We start from the raw sequence: 15,333 nt of genomic DNA on the forward strand, positions 1-15,333 counted from the left end.
TTTTTGTGTAATTGTTGTAAAAATAGGTGCTGACTTTGCGATCAATAACTACCCATGCATTGATGCTTAAACACAATATATGGGGGTCTGTGGCTAGGAGACTTACAAGATAGGGCTATCGCTACGGATTTTCAAGGCATAGCTTATGGATGAGTTGTGGATAACTATTAGATAACTAAAATTTAGTAAGCATGTGCTTACCGAAGATTCTAGAGCCGGCCAAAGCTCGCGAACAAAGCCGACTAATTAGCTCGGTCAATCAATCAAAATTTAAAATATTTTTCTTGATCTTTGGCAAGTTATATTGAGTGAAATTCAAATGGCCACGAGGTTGGTCGTTAGGAAAAGTAAGACGTTCGGGATATTAAGCGTTTAGTTTCATATCCCGAATTTTGGCGCTTAGCCGCGGTTTTCACAATGAACTATGTAGTTTACGTCTACATTACGGCCTAAAGCGTATTCACCGGTGAGTGGGTTGTAGCTTAATCCTGTGATGCCAAGCTCAGTCAGTGGTGTTGAATCAATCATTTTGAGCAGCTCTGCTGGGCGAATAAATTTATCATGGTCATGGGTGCCTTCTGGCACAATGCGCATCAGCTTTTCTGCGCCGACAATGGCAAAGAGATAGGATTTAAGATTGCGATTTAAGGTTGAAAAAAACACTTGGCCGCCGGGTTTCACAAGCTTTGCACAAGCACGTACCACAGAGGCAGGGTCGGGCACATGTTCAAGCATCTCCATGCAAGTGACGACGTCGAAATGCGCAGCGTGTGTTTCGGCGTATTCTTCCACCGTGCTCTGGACATAATTCACTTTGACGCCAGATTCAAGCGCGTGCAAGCGTGCCACTTCAAGTGGTTCTTTGCCCATATCTAAACCTGTGACGTGCGCGCCTTCCAGCGCCATACTTTCTGCCAAGATACCGCCACCACACCCAACATCTAAAGCGTGTTTACCAAATAAACCATTTGAATTATCAAGTATATAGTTTAATCGTAATGGATTGATTTGATGCAATGGTTTGAACTCACCGTCAAGATCCCACCAACGCGCTGCCATGGCTTCAAATTTTTCGATTTCATTTTGATCGACGTTCTTTCCCTGAGACATAACTCACTCGCAGTTTAATGATAGTAACTTGAGAGCATTATAACCGTGTTGACCACAGAGGCCATACATCATGGGTATAATGTTAAAGTTGAGCAAAAATAACTCGAAGATTCATTAAGATAATTCCCTCATGTCTAAATTTTCAACAAGAGAAGCACCACTTGCTTCACAACCTGATAAAACGCATGGGAAAGTAATGCCGTATAAGGGAATTATGTGTTATATTTTTGCTCCTTATACGTATTGTAATACGACTCGAAAATAGAGGGATAATGGCTCTATGAGCGATCTAGCGAAAGAGATCACGCCCGTAAACATTGAAGATGAGCTTCGAGGTTCATACCTAGACTATGCGATGTCCGTTATCGTTGGTCGTGCTCTTCCTGATGTGCGTGATGGCCTAAAACCAGTACACCGCCGCGTCCTATACGCAATGAACGTGCTTGGCAATGACTGGAATAAACCATATAAAAAATCTGCTCGTGTTGTTGGTGATGTGATCGGTAAATATCACCCTCATGGTGATAGCGCGGTGTACGACACTATCGTCCGTATGGCGCAACCATTTTCACTGCGATACATGCTTGTCGATGGCCAAGGTAACTTTGGTTCAATCGATGGTGACTCAGCAGCGGCGATGCGTTATACCGAAGTACGTATGTCCAAGATTGCCCATGAGTTATTGGCCGATCTTGACAAAGAAACGGTTGATTACGTGCCAAACTATGATGGTACGGAACAAATTCCAGCCGTCTTACCAACCAAAGTACCAAACCTATTGGTTAACGGTTCTTCCGGTATTGCTGTTGGTATGGCGACCAATATTCCCCCGCATAACTTGGGTGAAGTCATTGATGGCTGCTTAGCCTATATCGATAATGAAGCGATCACGATTGACGAGTTGATGGACTTCATTCCGGGTCCTGACTTCCCGACAGCCGCATTGATCAGCGGCCGCAAAGGCATCATTGATGCGTATAAAACGGGCCGTGGCAAAATCTACATGCGCTCTAAAGCGGACATTGAAGTTGAGAAAAATGGTAAAGAAACCATTATCGTCACCGAAATTCCGTACCAAGTGAACAAAGCCCGTTTGATTGAAAAAATCGCGGAGCTGGTGAAAGACAAAAAAGTTGAAGGCATTAGTGCGCTGCGTGATGAGTCTGATAAAGACGGCATGCGCATTGTTATCGAATGTAAACGCGATGCAGTGGGCGAAGTTGTACTGAACAATCTTTACACCAATACCCAATTGCAAACTACGTTTGGTATCAACATGGTGGCGCTCGACAATGGCCAACCAAAACTTTTCAACCTCAAAGAGATGTTGAAGTGTTTCGTTGATCACCGTCGTGAAGTTGTTACTCGTCGTACGATTTATGAATTGCGCAAAGCGCGTGATCGCGCTCATATCCTAGAAGGCTTAGCACTTGCGCTAGCGAACATCGATGAAATCATTGAGTTGATTCGTCGCGCTCCAACGCCTGCAGAAGCGAAAGCGGGCCTTGTTGCTCGTGGCTGGGAATTGGGTGATGTAGCAGCAATGCTTGAGCGTACTGGCACTGATGCGGCGCGTCCGGATTGGCTCGAAGCTCAGTACGGCATTCGTGATGGGCAATACTTCCTGACTGAACAACAAGCTCAGGCGATTTTGGATTTGCGTCTGCATAAACTCACCGGTTTAGAGCATGAGAAGATCCTCGATGAGTACAAAGCACTGCTCGATGAAATTGCAGAGTTGATGCACATTCTTGCCAGTACTGAACGCTTGATGGAAGTGATCCGTGAAGAGCTAGTTGCGGTGCGCGATGGCTTTAGTGATGCTCGTCGTACTGAAATTACTACCGCAAGTCACGACATTGATCTTGAAGAGCTGATCGCACGTGAAGACGTTGTTGTTACCTTGTCGCACGAAGGCTATGTGAAATATCAAGTGCTCAGCGACTATGAAGCTCAGCGCCGTGGTGGTAAAGGTAAGAGCGCCACTAAGATGAAAGATGAAGATTACATCGAACGTCTATTGGTCGCGAACACGCATGACAACATTCTGTGTTTCTCAACTCGTGGTAAGACTTACCGCTTGAAAGTGTATCAATTGCCTTTGGCAAGTCGCACGGCACGTGGTAAACCAATCATTAACATTCTTCCGTTAGAAGATGGTGAGCGCATTACCGCGATCCTGCCTGTTGATGAGTTCTCTGCAGATAAGTTTATCTTTATGGCAACCGGTGATGGTACCGTTAAGAAAACGCCGTTAAATCAATTTGCGAATGTACGTTCAAATGGTTTGATCGCGGTGAACCTGCGAGAAGAAGACTCTTTGATTGGCGTTGATATTACCAATGGTGACAGCGAAATCATGCTGTTCTCCAAGTTTGGTAAAGTCGTTCGCTTTAAAGAAGCGGAAGAAACGGCTGTTCTTGATGAAAACGGCAATCCAGTGTTAGACGAAAACGGTCAACCTGAGATCAAATTCAAAGGTGTCCGTCCAATGGGCCGTACCGCTTCTGGTGTTCGCGGCATGAAATTGGCCGAAGGCGATCAAGTCGTATCATTGATCGTACCGAGCAGCGAGGGTGATGTCCTTACCACAACCGAAAACGGCTATGGTAAGCGTACTAAACTGGCTGAGTATCCAACCAAAGGTCGTGGTACTCAGGGCGTTGTTTCTATCAAGGTTTCTGAGCGTAACGGACCTGTTGTGGGTGCGGTGCAAGTGGAAGAGGCCGATGAGATGATGATGATCACGAATGCTGGTACATTGGTGCGCACACGCGTAGCTGAAGTGAGCCAAGTAGGTCGTAATACTCAAGGCGTTCGATTGATCCGCACCTCTGACACTGAAAAAGTGGTTGGATTGCAGCGTATTGAAGAAGTTGAAGAGCTAGAAATAGCGACCGAAGCCATTGACGCGGAAGGTGCTGATGCACCAGAGGCCGAGCGTTCGGCGGCTGATGATACTGCTACAGACGCTAACGATGAATAAACCTTATTTTAAATAAGAACGAATAGCCGAGCCAATGCTCGGCTATTTTTTTGTGCAAATATAATGATCATAAATATATTTTGAACCAATAAAATGATCCTTTTTAAATATAAAAGATCAAAAAGTGAAATTTGATTTTAATCTATTAATTCAAAACAATAAGTTGTTTAATTAATCATCATCGTGTTATGATCGGTTTATTAATTAAGCAGTTGAGTCCATTTTTATTGGAAGAGTTTATTTAGAAGGATTGTGCAGTGGATAAAGCAATAATGGATTTAAAGCAGGATTTTCATGCCCACCTTCGTACGTCGCAGGGCGGAGCTTCGACCTCGACGCGTTCTTCTCTGGCGATTTTGACTCAAGAAGAGCTACGTGAACTCGAGCACGCATGGATTGCTTTGGTAGTTTGGAAAAGAAACCATACCCATGAATTTGCGCGTTAGCCACTATACTAAACCTATTGCCAACTGCTAAATAGTTTATTGCTTAAAACCCTCGCATTATTGCGAGGGTTTTTTGTTGCGATAAGGCTAACAAGTGATTATATTGCCATGGATAAATTGATCTGGATGCGGTTTTTGTCAGTAATTATCTAAGAAGCGGTTTTTACACTTGAGGTATATACCTAGCAACTTGGCGTTGCAGCCAGACGGCTTCAAGGGTACGAAAACGGCAATACGCAGCCAGGATAGAGAACATAAAGTGAGTGACGATATGGCAGAAGTACGAGGCAGAGTGGCTCTGAAAGTGGGTCTCAAAAGCAACATTGACGCGGAAATTCTCTCGTTTCATGGCCTCAAAACAGACAAAGAGCACATTGCGGTCATTTTTAAGCAAGCCGATGTCACCCAAAGCGTGCCATTAGTGCGCATGCATTCAGAGTGCTTAACTGGCGATGTGTTTCATTCCTCACGCTGCGATTGTGGCGAACAGCTTGAAGAGACCATCAATTTGATGGCGGAAACCGGTGGTATCATACTTTACTTACGTCAAGAAGGGCGGGGTATCGGTCTCTATAATAAAATTGATGCGTACAAATTACAGAGCCAGGGCATGAATACGTATGAAGCCAATAACCACCTTGGTTTTGGTGATGACTTACGTGATTTCACCGAAGCGGCGCAAATGCTTAAAGCACTTGGCGTTAGCGCAATACGTCTGGTAACGAATAACCCGAAAAAAATTAATGAATTGCGCGAACATGGCATTGAGATAGCCGAAGTGGTTAACACGGCGGCCCACATTAAAGATGGCAATGAAAACTACTTAAAAGCGAAAGTATCGCATGGCCATCAGCTAAAAATATAGGCAAGAAATTGATTTAAAAGCGCAGTCCCTGACTGCGCTTTTTTCATTTAAGGTCCGTGGTTAAGAGATGATGAGATGACGAAGTCAGCGGATTTGAGGCAGATGAACCGATTTTAAGAAAATAAAAATTAGTCCTTAGTTCCAAATGAGGTTTGCCATACTTAGTTTTGAAACACATCGTTTCAAGACGTGAGTAGGTTGGTGTCGATTAGCCCCAAGGTAGGGTCATATGCTTCGATGGAACTCAATCTGTGCCAGCTCAACCTTGCATACCAATATGCAACGGTTTTGGCTTATGCCGCGAAGGTTGTTGTGCGTGTTGTGCAATCCCCTTGCTGAGCGTGTTTATTTGGTCACAGAGGAGCTCGTCATGAAAAATCGCATCACCATGCTATTTGTCCTTGCCTTGGGTTGCCACTCTTTGTCATTAAGTGCCAATGAGGCAGAGCCTCATGACGGCCTGTCTCAACATCGCACGGTTGAGTCCTCAGTGGTTCCAAACTCCCCCATGCATTGGTTGGAGACTCAGGCTGGAAGCCGACTCTACGTTCAATTTCCAAAAGATGTCAGTCGAATCTACCAGCAAACGAATCAACAATTATTGTGGCAAAATGATGAGGCTCTAAAGCAACTGAAAGAGCAGGTTCGCCTTTTACAAAAAGCCAATATTAGTCCTTTATTTGACCGTTATATCGAGCAGTTAACCCAATTTGAACAGGAACAACGTTGGGTAGAGCATGATGTTTGGGCAACTGATATATTTCTTGTTTATACGGCGTATTTGGCCCAGTTGCCTGAGCACGGTGAGCAGTGGCTATTTACTCGAAAAAGCGCGGCGGTCGATCCAATGAGTCATATTGCGCCGCCAAGTGAGCGAATCGTCACTGAGCTTCAACTCCATGCGCTGCGAGGTGAGCTTGCTGATTATGTCGCTCAATTTCGTTCGCCACTGCAAAAGCATGTTGCCTTTCAACAAGCACATCAGACTTTAATTGAGCAAAGCAAACAAAATGTGGCACCCTACGTTCAACAAGGCTTACTTCGAGAAGGGGACAGACTCGTAAACCGAGCGGCGCTTTTGGCGCGTTTGGCTTTGGTGGGGATAACGCCCTCTGACACGAATTTGCCGATGGATGAAACCTATTTTGACGCTCGTGCAGCCAGTGATCAATACGACTCGGCTTTTGATGAAGGCGCGTCGCTAGAAGCCCATGAGATCTATTTTGATCGCGGTTTGGTTGACGCGATAAAGTCGTTCCAAAAAATGCATGGGCTCAAGGTGGACGGCATTATAGGCCCAAATACATTACGCTGGCTGAATACCACACCAGCAGAACGTTTACGAATTCTAGCGCTGAACGCGGAGCGATCACGTTTGTGGCCGCAAGAGCGTGATTGGATCATCATGGTGAACGTGCCCAGTTATGAGGTACGTTACTGGGTAAATGGTGAAAAGGTTTTTGAATCTAATGTGATTGTGGGCAAAAAAGCGCGCAAAACGCCGATTATGGTAGGGCAATTAGAGTCGGTGATCCTCAATCCAACGTGGAATGTGCCGCGTAAAATTATGGTCGAAGACATTCTACCCAAAGTAAAGCGTAACCCCAACTTCCTATCTAAGCAGCGCATTGATATTTTGCCGAGTTGGCGTTCGCGTAATGCGATTGATCCACGCAGAATTGACTGGGCAAACGTTAATCCGCGTCGTTTCCCTTATAAAATGCGGCAGAAATCCGGAGCGGGCAATGCGTTAGGCTTGTATAAGTTTAATATTCCTAACGCTCGCGCTATCTTTTTGCATGACACACCAAGTAAAGAGCTGTTTAGTCATGACCGCAGAGCGTATAGCTCGGGTTGTGTAAGGGTTGAGCATGCTGATCAACTCGCAACGAAAATCATGGAAATACAGGGGCTTGAAGACAAATTTTTTGAAAAATCTCAACGAAGACGTGCCAATCAATCGATACCTCTAAAGCGGCAGGTCCCGGTTCATATCATCTATCAAACAGTGTGGTTTGAAGGCGATGTGGTTCAGTATCGTGATGATATTTACCGTTACGACCGCGATCTGGATCGAAAAGGGTAAAATTTATACAAAAATTTACAAAAGGCAGAAACTGTTTGCTGTTCAAATAGTAAGCAATAGATAACCACCTTATGGCACAAAAATGACCGTCAAAGTGATTTGACGGTTTTTTGTTCTTTGGGTAATGTGCGCAGCGTTATTTTATAAAGTTGTGAGTCGTACCCAAATGCCATTAGATTTATCTCGCCGTCGTTTTTTGCAGTTCGCTGGTGCAGGAGTGGCATTAGCCGCCCTTCCTACTTGGGCAGGCACTTCATCCGATGCCCTCAAAGGCGTGTCGCGTACTTTACTATTGGGCAATATTCATACAGGTGAAAAATTAGAAACGTGTTACTTTGATGGCAGTAACTATGTTCAAAAAGAGTTAGATCGCTTAAATCATCATTGCCGCGATTTTCGTCGTAACGAGACCTATGCGATGGATAAACGCTTGTTTGATCAGTTAGTTGAAATCCAAAATCGTCTTGATAGCAAAGGGCGTATCATGATCATTTCCGGATATCGTTCACCCGCTACCAACAATGCGCTGCGCGCCAATTCGTCCGGGGTTGCGAAAAAAAGCTTTCACATGACTGGGCAAGCCATTGATTTTCGTATTGAAGGTGTCAAGTTAGCCAAAGTGCGCGAAGCGGCCTTGAGCTTGAAGGCGGGCGGGGTAGGCTACTATCCGAGCAGTGACTTTGTTCATATCGATACCGGTCATGTGCGTTCTTGGTCATAAACTTGTATTTCCGCGATGAGAGTGTCATAGTCTCGCGCAGTTTTATTTGCTTGAGGGCGTGCTATGGCACTGAAATATCAAGTTGTTCCGGTAACAACATTTGCTCAAAATTGTTCCATTGTATGGTGTGATCAAACCATGAAGGGTGTCGTCATTGACCCAGGTGGTGATGTCGCGAAATTGGCACAAATTATCGGTGAGCTGGGTGTTCAGGTGGAATCGCTTGTGCTCACACACGGTCATTTAGACCATGTCGGTGGCAGTGAAACCTTGGCTGAGGCGCTGGGCAATACGCCGATCATTGGCCCACATAAAGACGATAACTTTTGGCTACAAGGGCTTGAAAATCAAAGTCAAATGTTTGGTTTCCCGCTGACAAAAGCATTTGAGCCCGCGCAGTGGCTTGATGAAGGCGATGTGATTCGCTTTGGTGATGAGCAGCTCAACGTCATTCATACACCGGGTCACACTCCTGGGCATGTTGTACTGTTTAGCCCAAGTGAGCGATTGGCTTTTGTTGGCGACGTTTTGTTTCATGGCGCAATTGGTCGTACTGATTTTCCACGTGGTGATTTCAATACGCTCATCGCGTCAATCAAAAATAAACTGTGGCCATTAGGCAATGAAGTGGTGTTTGTTCCGGGACATGGCCCGTCATCGACATTTGGTCACGAGCGACGTACGAATCCTTTTGTCGCAGATGAAATGCCGCTGTACTAATCCTTTATTAAAAGCGAGCGTTCTATGAATCCTCGCTCTTAATTGAAGGTTCTGCTGCTGCTAAATAACGCCGAGTCAGTCCAATAAAATCCTCGGCGTCGCGGTCCAGATCTTGAGCTGAAATAAATAAGTCGAAGTCATGAAATTGGCGCTGGTGGCGCATTCGGTTTGCAAGCATTGCGACCAATCCAGTGTAGTAACCCCCGTTTGATTTTTTGACTGGCGACGTATCTAATACCAGATCTTCAAAACGCGCTACCATGCTAGATTGCTGCGCGCCAAGGTAGAGCAGCGCTCGTTGCCCGAGCAACATATCGCTGATGATCCTCGGACAAATGGCTTCTAAAACAGGCTCGTATCGTTTGAGCTTGATACCTATCCAAGGCAGTGGTTGATGCCATCCATCTTTTTCATGAGTGCAAAGCCCAATTCGTTCAATATTATTCCATTTTACCACCCATCCTCCTTTTGCTAGATGTTGCTGAAAGTGGCTGTCGGTCAGCGTATAACGGACACGGCTTTTCTCGATCAGCACAATAGCAAAACCCAATGCTGAACCTGCGAGTGCGAGTGTTAAAATCACATGTTGCCAGCTAGGTGCGTAAACAATGAGGAGAACCAGACCTAAGGTTGCAGCAAGGGTGACAACCCGGCTCAGTGAAGAGCTGTAGCGGAAACGGTGATTTTGTAGCTGTAGTGTCGGCATGAAGGTAAGCATCCATCGCGATGGGCCATAACTATTTGTACTTGTTTGTGTCGGGTGATGATCACTCCATTAAGTCAGCTAAAGAGACTGATACTGCACAAAACTTGTAAGTTCCTATCGACGTGTTGCGCAGAGCAAAATTTTAGCGGCATTATTCCACTTTGGTCTATGAGGACTCATTTTTCCACAGCAAAAATCGCGAAACCCTACAAATTGAACGTAAATTTTGGTATAAACGCGCTTCAAAATTTCATCCCCTGTTGAATAAGCAGTGAACTGGAGATATACGGAATGAGACTTGCTCATAAGCGCAAAGTGCAGTTGAAATTGCAAAAGCGAATCAAAGCAACGGTCGCCTCATTGGTTGCGAACAACGCGGTTAAGCCTGTTACTAAAAAACTTGCGGCAGAGGTTCGTAAGGTAGAGACGGTTGCAGTCGAACACACTCAGTTGGCAACAGAAATCGCAGCCAACCCGGTTGGCGTTACTCTTACGCCAAAACAGCAGCAAGTTCTAGACATCGTTGCAGCGAATGCGGAAGGTATTAACCCCAAAGGCATTGGTCTAGCGGCAGGGCAAGACGATGCTAAAGCTGCGTCGTGGGCAACAGGTGCGTTGAAAAAACTACTAGAAGAAAATCTGGTAGTGAGAGAGCAAGTTGCGAGCAATAAAGTCATTTATAAGCGCGCATAACGGTTCATCCGTTTCAATCTCTAAGGCAGTCACTCACTATGACTGCCTTTTTATTTGCCGTCTTAAAGCATTAGCGTTACGATGCTGCGTCGCCTGTCGTCGGTGCGGGGTCAATATGTGGCAGTTTGATCACGGAAAGTGTATAAGGAGGCTCACTGGATTTATTCACCATCTCAGGAAAATCAAACACCGCATCAAAGTTGAATACGATCAGTTCGTCACCGCGCACGATAACTTCGGAAGGCGCATCAAGTTCTCCTTTGGCACCATCGGTATTCTCATTTTGAGCTAAGACATCAACACGACCATCACTGTCAATCGCAAACACGGCGTTTGCAAACAAATCGGCAATGAAAATTTGCTGGCGTGTTGAATCCCACACCATGCCATCTGGCCCAACGAGCCCCTGAGCGAAAACCCGTGAATGCAGTTTATCGCCGTTTTCATCAACGTAGGTTTTCATCACCGTGCCGTCGTCCATAATCCCCACGTAGAAATGCCCATCATCATCTATGGCGACGCCATTGGCGCCAAAGCCGAGATGACCGTTAGACACATAACGCTCAAACATGTGCGGATCGAGGGTTTTTCCATCGGTATAGCGTGGTATGCGTAGTGGGTTGTGCGCATCCAACTCGCTAAGGTTGACGCGGTAAAGGGCACTAATACTGTAGTTGCCGGCATCGGTGAACACATTGGTGTCGGTGATATAGAGATCATCACCTTTCCAGATAATACCATTAGGAAACATAAACCCGCTAGCGACCACTTCACACCCTTTAGCCTGCCCGCCTTCAACTCGAATACGTAATATTCTGGACTCGCCCTCACCATGCGGAAACCAAAGTTGTAAATCGGCGACATATAAATGGCCGTCAGGGCCAAAGGCGATCCCCATAGGGGCTGAGAGTCCAGAAGCCGGAAGCGCGTCCGACTCTTTGAACTGATACCAAACTGACAATTTATTGTCAGGGGTGATCATCCCAATAGTGGGAAGTGATGCTCGTCCTCCGCTTTGTTCTACCAAATCATTGTGCAGGTTAGGCGAAGAAAAATAGACATTGCCAGAGCTGTCTTTCGCGGCACTCGCAGGAGAGTTGAAGTGATCGGGCAAGTCAAACAGTAACGAAGAAGATGACATAGATAGCAGGCCTCTCGGTTAATAAAGTCACGGTGATACCCAGTCCATTTGAAGCGGCAGCGTTTTTGGTTCACAAGCTTTTTGGTAGCAACCTGTTCATCAACAATCGGTCTATCAACGACATAGGGGTAGCCCGAAAACCTCATCACATGGTTTGCCTATGTTAATGGGTTGCTCACTAGATCTACGCAATAATCGCTAAACCGTATTTTCAATCGGTTTGGGTATATTTGATTGAAAGCATAGTTATGTTTGCCCAATTACCCAAAGCGAGATGCCGTGATTTGATGATAAATTTCGCTTACGTATCAATTGTTATACCCACGGCGGATTTCATCACCTTCTTGTTGACGTCGCGACGCTTTTTTCGCCCAAAAACGATATTCTGTGCGTTAAAAATAGGTTACTCGTTCCCAATGGTTTTGTAGGGTCGAAGGGGAAGTGGCACGTTTTACTTCACATTTTCTTTCTTGAGTTTATTTTTTCATAGACTTTCTATAGGGAAGAGGGGTAAGTTCCTTACTTAAAAGTAAGCGCTTTCATAAAATTGAAAGCGCTTACAAACTTGCGTGATTGAACACCGACGTTCACCCAATGTGCGACCTGAACATTGTGGCGTTATGCCACTTTAGTCTGGGGAAGCCAACATTAGAAATCGAATTATTATGACCAAAGAATACTACCTAGAAAATGAAGAGTTCGTAATCAATGATTATGATCTTAAAAAGACGTTCTCATCGTTCTTGCCTGGACTTGCCGGCAAGAAGGGCATTCCTTTGTGGGCGTTTTATGTTAACCGAGGCCAAGGGCTATGCTCATTTGGTGTGGAAAATAAAGATAATCCGATTCTAGAGTTTTCTCCGGCAGTCACGGCTTATCAAAATGTGAGTCGTGTGGGTTTTCGCACGTTTGCAAAAATGGATGGTCAGGTTTACGAGTTTTTTGGCTCAGAACGCTGCGAAAATACCACGCGTAAAATGCACATCAAACGTGGCCAATTCAAAATTACTGAAGAAAACCGTCGTCTTGGTTTGATGGTTCAAGTGACCTATTTTGGTCTGCCTAACGACAACCTAGCTGCGATTATGCGCAAAGTTGAAATTACCGATTTATCGGGCGCGCCACGTTCGTTTGAGCTGCTTGATGGTATTTCTCAAATTTTACCGTTTGGTACACCAAATGCGTTGTTTAAAGAAATGTCGAACTTGCTACGCAGTTGGATGGACGTGTTTAACATGGAAAACCAAGTGCCGTTTTTCAAAATGCGTTCCACCACATCAGATAGTGCAGAAGTCGGCACGTTAGATAAAGGCAACTTTTACTTATCGTTTGCTAATGAACGTTTGATCACGCCAATTGTGGATGGCGAGCTGGTGTTTGGTCACGACAATTCAATGACCACCCCGGTTTCGTTTGCACGCTACTCGCTTGCGGAATTGGCACAGCGAGAGCAGGTGACTGCGAATAAAATCCCTGTCGGCTTTACCCCAGTGGATTTAACCTTGGGCGCGAATGAAACCTTCACATTGCGCACCATTATTGGCCATGCTCATGACGTGGATCTTCTCAACGCGAAAGTGGCAACCATGGTGTCAAGTGCCTACTTTGATGAAAAAGAGCGTGAGTCTGAAACGGTCATTAATGAACTTGTTAAAGACGTAGCATGTCAAACCGCCAACCCACTGTTTGATGAATACATCAAACAAAACTATCTCGATAACATTCTTCGCGGCGGCTATCCGCTGGTGTTTGAATCGGAAGAAAAGAATCACGTTTACCATGTTTTCTCTCGCAAACACGGCGATCTGGAGCGAGACTACAACTTCTTCAACGTTGCACCGGAATACTTCTCGCAAGGTAACGGTAACTTTCGTGATGTGTGTCAAAACCGCCGCGTAGATTCGCTGTTTAATCCGAAAGTGGGTGACTTTAACGTTCTTCTATTTGCCTCTTTGATTCAACTTGATGGTTACAACCCACTCGGTGTGAATGGTTCGACGTTTGAATTGGTGAAAGGAACCGACATTCACGCCTTGGTTGAAGCGAACTTTGTCAATGGCCACGACGTGATGCGCGATGTGCTTGCAGGTAAATTTACCCCAGGCGTCATCATTAACACCATGGCAAACCAAGCTATCACGTCAAATTTCGATGACATGACATTGCTTGCGAACCTGCTAAAACACGCGGATCAAAATATTGAAGCAAGCTTTGGCGAAGGCTTCTGGGTTGACCACTGGACATATATTTTGGATTTGGTGGAAGCGCATTTAGCGGTGAATCCAGATACCAAACAAGCATTACTGTTTGATAATCACGACTACAAGTATTACTCCTCTCCGGTCACTGTACTGCCACGCGATGAAAAAACGGTTATTACCAAATCAGGCGAAGTGCGTCGCTATGGTTCACTCATGCATAACGATGACGAAAAGATCAAGCGTCTCGGTATGGATGTGAAAGGGTCAAACTGGGCGGTTGATTCACACGGTGACGTGCTCAAAACCAACCTGTTTAGTAAATTGTTTACTCTGGCCTTTAACAAGTTCACCACCTTGGATCCTGAAGGCATCGGTATCGAGATGGAGTCAGATAAGCCGGGTTGGAATGATGCAATGAATGGCTTACCTGGTCTTTTTGGCTCGGGTGTTTCAGAAAGTGTTGAATTGCTGCGTTTGGTTACGTTCTTGCAGCAAGAGGCGCAGGCTCAAGGTGCGATGCGCCTACCTGCTGAGTTTACCGAGTATGTTGCCAAGGTCGATGCGGTACTGAACAGTGAAACGAGCGGCTTTGCCTACTGGGATGCGGTATCAAGCTTGCGTGAATCATACCGTGACGCCGTGCGCTTTACTGTAGTGTCTAACGATGAGCACGTTAATGTGTCTGATGTCACGGCGCTACTGGGTAAAATGGCGGCCAAGCTTGAACAGGGCCTTGAAAAAGCACAGGCGCTGTGTGATGGCGTGCTGCCTACGTTCTTGTACTTTGAAGCGACTCAGCACCAACCTATTATGGAAGACGGCGCTGCGAAGATTGGCCATTACGGCCTGCCACTGACCAAAGTTGAAGCCTTTAAGCTGCATGTATTGCCACGTTTCCTTGAAGCGCCTGCACGCATGTTAAAAATCTCAACGGACATGGAAGCTAACCGCGCCGCGTACGGCAAAATTAAAGCGACTGAGATCTACGATCAGCAGCTAGGGCAGTTTAAGACCAGTGAATGCTTGAATGAAATGAGCCTCGAAATTGGCCGAGCTCGTGCCTTTACCAAAGGGTGGCTTGAGCGTGAATCTAACTTCTTGCACATGAACTACAAGTTCTTGCTTGGTTTGCTCAAATCGGGCATGCATCAAGAGTTCTTTAACGAAATTCAAACCAACCTTGTGTGCTTCATGGATCCAGAAGTGTACGGACGCAGTATTCTTGAGAACTCTTCGTTTATTGCGCCAACCTGTAACCCAGATCCTATGGTACATGGTCAAGGTTTTGTCGCACGTTTGTCGGGTTCAACGGTTGAAATGTTGCACATGTGGACGCTAATGATGTTTGGTGATAAGCCATTTATCATGCAAAATGACGCGCTCACGTTGAATCTGCAACCTGCATTACCTGCCGAGTTTTTCGATGCAAATAATGAAGTATCGTTCTGCTTCCTCGGTTCAACGAAAGTCACGTACGTTAACTCAGCGCGAGTCAACACGTTTGATGCGTTTAATGTTAGCGAATACGAGCTTACGTTCGCTAATGGTGAACGTAAGGTGGTTAACAGCGTCATTGGCGAAGACGCGCAAGCGTTGCGTCGTGGTGATGTTGCTGAGCTGCGCGTGATTTTCTAATTCCCAACCTGGCCCTATTTACA

Annotated in this window: 11 protein-coding genes; 8 read left to right on the top strand and 3 right to left on the bottom strand. The window is 45.6% G+C overall.

Features of this window, described 5'->3' with window-relative positions:
* Positions 1 to 399: 399 nt before the first annotated feature.
* Entirely contained in the window at positions 400 to 1,110 is a 711-nt protein-coding gene (ubiG, locus tag HGP28_RS14185; protein WP_168837138.1) for a bifunctional 2-polyprenyl-6-hydroxyphenol methylase/3-demethylubiquinol 3-O-methyltransferase UbiG, read from the bottom strand.
* Between the two features lie 280 nt (positions 1,111 to 1,390).
* On the opposite strand from ubiG, the gene gyrA reads away from it, so the two are divergent.
* The 6 genes from gyrA (at position 1,391) to HGP28_RS14215 (ending at position 8,934) form a co-directional block, all read left to right on the top strand.
* Positions 1,391 to 4,096, top strand: coding sequence for a DNA topoisomerase (ATP-hydrolyzing) subunit A (gene gyrA, locus HGP28_RS14190; RefSeq protein WP_168837139.1), 2,706 nt, complete (start codon positions 1,391 to 1,393; stop codon positions 4,094 to 4,096).
* A 257-nt stretch (positions 4,097 to 4,353) separates the two neighbouring features.
* Positions 4,354 to 4,542: a hypothetical protein gene (locus HGP28_RS14195; RefSeq protein WP_168837140.1), complete on the top strand. Its 189-nt coding sequence runs from the start codon at positions 4,354 to 4,356 to the stop codon at positions 4,540 to 4,542.
* 271 nt (positions 4,543 to 4,813) lie between these two features.
* The gene (locus tag HGP28_RS14200) at positions 4,814 to 5,407 is read left to right on the top strand and encodes a GTP cyclohydrolase II (RefSeq protein WP_168837141.1); all 594 of its coding nucleotides are present in this window, start codon (positions 4,814 to 4,816) and stop codon (positions 5,405 to 5,407) included.
* Positions 5,408 to 5,777: 370 nt separating this feature from the next.
* The gene (locus tag HGP28_RS14205; RefSeq protein WP_246225735.1) at positions 5,778 to 7,493 is read left to right on the top strand and encodes a L,D-transpeptidase family protein; all 1,716 of its coding nucleotides are present in this window, start codon (positions 5,778 to 5,780) and stop codon (positions 7,491 to 7,493) included.
* 166 nt (positions 7,494 to 7,659) lie between these two features.
* Positions 7,660 to 8,214 carry a peptidoglycan L,D-endopeptidase MepK gene (gene mepK, locus HGP28_RS14210; RefSeq protein WP_168837142.1) on the top strand — a complete coding sequence of 185 codons (555 nt, stop codon included), beginning with the start codon at positions 7,660 to 7,662 and terminating at the stop codon, positions 8,212 to 8,214.
* Between the two features lie 63 nt (positions 8,215 to 8,277).
* Complete coding sequence (locus HGP28_RS14215; RefSeq protein WP_168837143.1) at positions 8,278 to 8,934, top strand: MBL fold metallo-hydrolase; 657 nt, start codon at positions 8,278 to 8,280, stop codon at positions 8,932 to 8,934.
* A 22-nt stretch (positions 8,935 to 8,956) separates the two neighbouring features.
* On the opposite strand, the gene HGP28_RS14220 is transcribed toward HGP28_RS14215, so the two are convergent.
* The gene (locus tag HGP28_RS14220) at positions 8,957 to 9,640 is read right to left on the bottom strand and encodes a DUF2982 domain-containing protein (protein ID WP_168837144.1); all 684 of its coding nucleotides are present in this window, start codon (positions 9,638 to 9,640) and stop codon (positions 8,957 to 8,959) included.
* Between the two features lie 291 nt (positions 9,641 to 9,931).
* On the opposite strand from HGP28_RS14220, the gene HGP28_RS14225 reads away from it, so the two are divergent.
* Positions 9,932 to 10,333, top strand: a complete 402-nt coding sequence (locus HGP28_RS14225) for a MarR family transcriptional regulator (protein ID WP_168837145.1) — start codon at positions 9,932 to 9,934, stop codon at positions 10,331 to 10,333.
* A gap of 76 nt (positions 10,334 to 10,409) precedes the next feature.
* Here the strand turns inward: HGP28_RS14225 and HGP28_RS14230 are convergent, their stop codons facing one another.
* The gene (locus tag HGP28_RS14230; RefSeq protein ID WP_168837146.1) at positions 10,410 to 11,474 is read right to left on the bottom strand and encodes an SMP-30/gluconolactonase/LRE family protein; all 1,065 of its coding nucleotides are present in this window, start codon (positions 11,472 to 11,474) and stop codon (positions 10,410 to 10,412) included.
* A gap of 665 nt (positions 11,475 to 12,139) precedes the next feature.
* On the opposite strand from HGP28_RS14230, the gene HGP28_RS14235 reads away from it, so the two are divergent.
* Positions 12,140 to 15,310, top strand: a complete 3,171-nt coding sequence (locus HGP28_RS14235) for a cellobiose phosphorylase (protein ID WP_168837147.1) — start codon at positions 12,140 to 12,142, stop codon at positions 15,308 to 15,310.
* The last annotated feature ends 23 nt before the right edge of the window (positions 15,311 to 15,333 follow it).

Origin of the sequence: Vibrio agarilyticus (genome assembly GCF_012641465.1) — a bacterium.
Classification (GTDB): domain Bacteria; phylum Pseudomonadota; class Gammaproteobacteria; order Enterobacterales; family Vibrionaceae; genus Vibrio; species Vibrio agarilyticus.

What these genes read in the sequence shown, in the direction of transcription:
- ubiG (WP_168837138.1), bottom strand. Translation starts at nt 1,110, where the DNA reads ATGTCTCAGGGAAAGAACGTCGATCAAAATGAAATCGAAAAATTTGAA.
- gyrA (WP_168837139.1), top strand. Translation starts at nt 1,391, where the DNA reads ATGAGCGATCTAGCGAAAGAGATCACGCCCGTAAACATTGAAGATGAG.
- HGP28_RS14200 (WP_168837141.1), top strand. Translation starts at nt 4,814, where the DNA reads ATGGCAGAAGTACGAGGCAGAGTGGCTCTGAAAGTGGGTCTCAAAAGC.
- HGP28_RS14205 (WP_246225735.1), top strand. Translation starts at nt 5,778, where the DNA reads ATGAAAAATCGCATCACCATGCTATTTGTCCTTGCCTTGGGTTGCCAC.
- mepK (WP_168837142.1), top strand. Translation starts at nt 7,660, where the DNA reads ATGCCATTAGATTTATCTCGCCGTCGTTTTTTGCAGTTCGCTGGTGCA.
- HGP28_RS14215 (WP_168837143.1), top strand. Translation starts at nt 8,278, where the DNA reads ATGGCACTGAAATATCAAGTTGTTCCGGTAACAACATTTGCTCAAAAT.
- HGP28_RS14220 (WP_168837144.1), bottom strand. Translation starts at nt 9,640, where the DNA reads ATGCCGACACTACAGCTACAAAATCACCGTTTCCGCTACAGCTCTTCA.
- HGP28_RS14225 (WP_168837145.1), top strand. Translation starts at nt 9,932, where the DNA reads ATGAGACTTGCTCATAAGCGCAAAGTGCAGTTGAAATTGCAAAAGCGA.
- HGP28_RS14230 (WP_168837146.1), bottom strand. Translation starts at nt 11,474, where the DNA reads ATGTCATCTTCTTCGTTACTGTTTGACTTGCCCGATCACTTCAACTCT.
- HGP28_RS14235 (WP_168837147.1), top strand. Translation starts at nt 12,140, where the DNA reads ATGACCAAAGAATACTACCTAGAAAATGAAGAGTTCGTAATCAATGAT.